This window comes from Streptomyces spongiae, from assembly GCF_009377185.1.
Classification (GTDB): domain Bacteria; phylum Actinomycetota; class Actinomycetes; order Streptomycetales; family Streptomycetaceae; genus Streptomyces; species Streptomyces spongiae.
Map to the genome: position 1 here is coordinate 1 of NZ_VJZC01000861.1, position 3,060 is coordinate 3,060.

Below are 3,060 nucleotides of genomic sequence, written 5' to 3' on the forward strand. Positions count from 1 at the left end.
AGCTGTGGATAAGAGACAGGGTTTTATTGGGGGGCGTCTGGGAGATGCGGGTGTCTGTGGTTGCTCTCGCCGTTCCCCGCGCCCCTGAAAGGTCGGCAGGCCCCCGCGCCTCTGGGAGGCGGGGTTGAGAGGTAGCCCGGTGGACCGCTGAGGCCGGCGCCGCCGCGAAGGAACGCCGTCCATGAAGTCCATGACGACGCTCACCGGCACCCCTCCGGGCCTCTCATCCCCGTGCCGGACAAGCACCCCGCCGCTCTCCGCGCCGCCGTCGCCCGATGTGCCCAGGGTGAAGCGCGTCGAGGACCTACGCGTCGGCCGTGGCGCCCCGGCCCGGGTGAGCAGGCCCTCCCAGACGGCTGAGCGGTATCTGTAGGTGAACAGCCTCCGACGAAACCTCCCCTGTACGGGGTTGGTCGGCGCCCGGCGTCGACTCCTCTCAGGCTGCGATGACCTGCGTCCAGTACGGTCGCGATGCCCGCGCGGGTCTGGGCAATGGACCGGAAGGACTCGTCGGAGAAGTAGTGCAGGGAGACTTTCACCTTGTCCAGGCCGGTCGTGGCGAGCCAGTCCTGATGGGTGCGCACCAGCAGGCCATTCGTGATCAGCGTGTACGACACGTCCGGGCCCTGGACGGGGAGCTGAGTGAGAACCGGCCGCGCCAGCTTCGACGCCAGCGGCTCGCCGCCGGTGAACTCGCTGCCCGGCTGGCCGGGTTCGAGTCGCACATCAGGTCATGGCGCCGAGCCCTGGCGAACGGCTTCAAGCCCCTTCACGAGGGACTGAGCGCCGAGATCGACCGCACCTCGGACATGTGGATCTGGGAAGAGTCGGTGATCGCCGGATTGATGCAGACCCCGGAGTACGCCAGACACGTAATCCAGCGGTATGCGGAGCTGCTGGGCGGAGCCGGCGATATCGAGGCAGCCGTCCGCTCCCGGGTGCAGCGCCAGGAATGGCTGTACCGGCCCGGCCGCAAGCTGCACGTGTTGATGTGGGAGGCCGCGTTGCGGTCGCTGATCTGCCCGCCCTCGGTGCTGGCGAGCCAACTCGACCGCCTCAGCGGCATGATCGGCATGGACACGGTCGAGCTGGGTGTCATCCCCTTCACCGCGTCCGTCAAGATCGTGCCCGCCAACGGCTTCTGGGTGCTCGATGACCGGCTGGTCGTCGCCGAGGACTGGCACGCCGAACTGCGGCTGGACGACGCCGACAACATCGCCTTGTACAAGAAGGTCTGGAAGACCCTCAGCGAGTCAGCGGTGTACGGGGCCGACGCCCACAACCTCATCAACTCGGCCCGCCGAGCCCTGAGCGCGACTTGATGACGTTGTGGGCGTGCGCCCGGGGCACAGCACGTCACGAGCGGACACAGCGTCAGGAGCCCCTGAGCGCACTTCTGCCGAAGGGCGTGAGCGCCGGACAACCGGGCATGCCGTCCGGACGGCAGATGGGGGCTCCGGCTCCCGGCGGGACATGTGCGGAGCTCTGGGCAAGCACACGCCTGCCCAGGAGCCTTGCCGCTGTCAGAGTGCCGCGAACTCGACGAACGCGGTCCACGCCGTGGGTTCTACGGCGAGTGCGACGCGGGTTGTGTCCTTCGAGTCGCGGACGTGTACAGCGCCCATACCAGCCGCGATCTCGACGCACTGGCCCCCGTCGCCAGCGCTGTAACTGCTCTTGAACCATGCCAGGGCATCGATGTCCGGCCCCGCCTTTTCCCCGCTCATCTCTCTCCCAGCAGCTTTTCGATCAACAGCAACGATTCTGTCGGAGTGTGGGCCTGCGCGCGAAGGATCCCGTACGTACGCTCAAGCTCCCGTACCTTCCGACGCTCTGTGTGGACACGGCTGTCGCCTTGTACCTCCGTGTACGCGATCCTGCGCCCGTCCTTGGTCTCCATCAAGGTGAACGGTCCAGCGAGTCCCGCATGTTCCTGACGGGACAACGGCATCACCTGGATCACCACGTTGCGCTTCTCCGCGATCAGCATGAGGTGCTCCAACTGACCTCGCCAGACAGCCTCTCCACCGAGCGGTCGGAGCAGGACAGCCTCCTCGATCACAAAGCTCAGATGCGGCGCCGGGCGTCGGGCGAAGATCTCCTGACGCGCCAGTCGTGCGGCCACTCGCTGCTCCATGAGCGCTTCGTCCAACAGCGGCTGCCACATGGCGAACACCGCTCGCGCGTACTCCTCCGTCTGCAACAGGCCGTTGACCAACTGAGTGTCATACACATGCAGCTCGACGGCCTCAGCCTCCAACTTGGCCGCGTCCCGGAAGAACGCCGGATACTGAGCCCGAGCCACCCCCTCCTTGCTCGCGCTCAACACCCCACCCGCCTGCAGCACTTCATCGGCCTGGTCGATGAACTTCGGCGGCGGAATACGTCTTGCCTGCTCGAACGACGCGATCGTCGAGGCCGAGTACCCAGTCAGCGACCCGAACTTCGCGCGGTCCATCCCCGCTCGCTCCCGGAACAGCTTCAGCTGCCGCCCGAACACGTGGAGAATGCCCGCCCCGAACTCGTACTCCGGCTGTTGAACCTCGTCGTCCATGCCGCAGCTCCTCCCGTACGACGATCACAGTCACCGGACACCGCCCGCCCAACGCACGGCCCGGAAACCGGTCACGCCCAACATCACGTACAAGCGCGCCGCCCACGTGTACAGCCCGTACCCGTCAGCGCATCGCTCCTGTTCAACGCTACGCAGAGTCCGCAACCGTTGACCCCATGAAGTCAGCAACTCCCCCGAACGGGCATATGCCACAGCGTTCCGCACCCGAACGCGAGTTCACCATGCGCTTCACCTCAACCCCACGCGGTGCCCGCCTCGCCCGCCGACTCGTCTCGCACCGCCTGAACGACTGGGGCCACCCCTACACGACCCCGGCCAACGAGACGCTCACCCTCATCACGGCCGAACTCACCGCCAACGCCGTACGCCACGGCCACGTCGCCGGTCGGGACTTCCACGTCCAGCTCACCCTGGCCGAGGGCACCTTGCGCATCGAAGTGACGGACACCCGCGCCGAGCGGCAGCCCCCGTCCACTCCCCCGCCC

Annotated in this window: 5 protein-coding genes; 3 read left to right on the forward strand and 2 right to left on the reverse strand. The window is 67.0% G+C overall.

All coding sequences use genetic code 11. The features are described 5' to 3' along the window. Window positions 1-181 precede the first annotated feature (181 nt). Window positions 182-373, forward strand: a complete 192-nt coding sequence (locus FNH08_RS51330; protein ID WP_194238870.1) for a hypothetical protein — start codon at window positions 182-184, stop codon at window positions 371-373. A gap of 199 nt (window positions 374-572) precedes the next feature. Beyond that, the gene (locus FNH08_RS47910) at window positions 573-1,322 is read left to right on the forward strand and encodes a DUF5753 domain-containing protein (RefSeq protein WP_228034816.1); all 750 of its coding nucleotides are present in this window, start codon (window positions 573-575) and stop codon (window positions 1,320-1,322) included. Window positions 1,323-1,523: 201 nt separating this feature from the next. Here FNH08_RS47910 and FNH08_RS47915 read toward each other — a convergent pair whose 3' ends face one another. Together FNH08_RS47915 and FNH08_RS47920 are read right to left on the reverse strand one after the other, a co-directional pair. Then, complete coding sequence (locus tag FNH08_RS47915; RefSeq protein WP_152778183.1) at window positions 1,524-1,727, reverse strand: DUF397 domain-containing protein; 204 nt, start codon at window positions 1,725-1,727, stop codon at window positions 1,524-1,526. Beyond that, window positions 1,724-2,554 carry a helix-turn-helix domain-containing protein gene (locus tag FNH08_RS47920; RefSeq protein ID WP_152778184.1) on the reverse strand — a complete coding sequence of 277 codons (831 nt, stop codon included), beginning with the start codon at window positions 2,552-2,554 and terminating at the stop codon, window positions 1,724-1,726. The genes FNH08_RS47915 and FNH08_RS47920 overlap by 4 nt, the downstream gene beginning before the upstream one ends. Window positions 2,555-2,760: 206 nt before the next feature. Between FNH08_RS47920 and FNH08_RS47925 the strand changes: the two genes are divergently transcribed. Next, the coding region (locus FNH08_RS47925) for an ATP-binding protein (RefSeq protein ID WP_194238871.1) at window positions 2,761-3,060 on the forward strand (300 nt) is incomplete at its 3' end.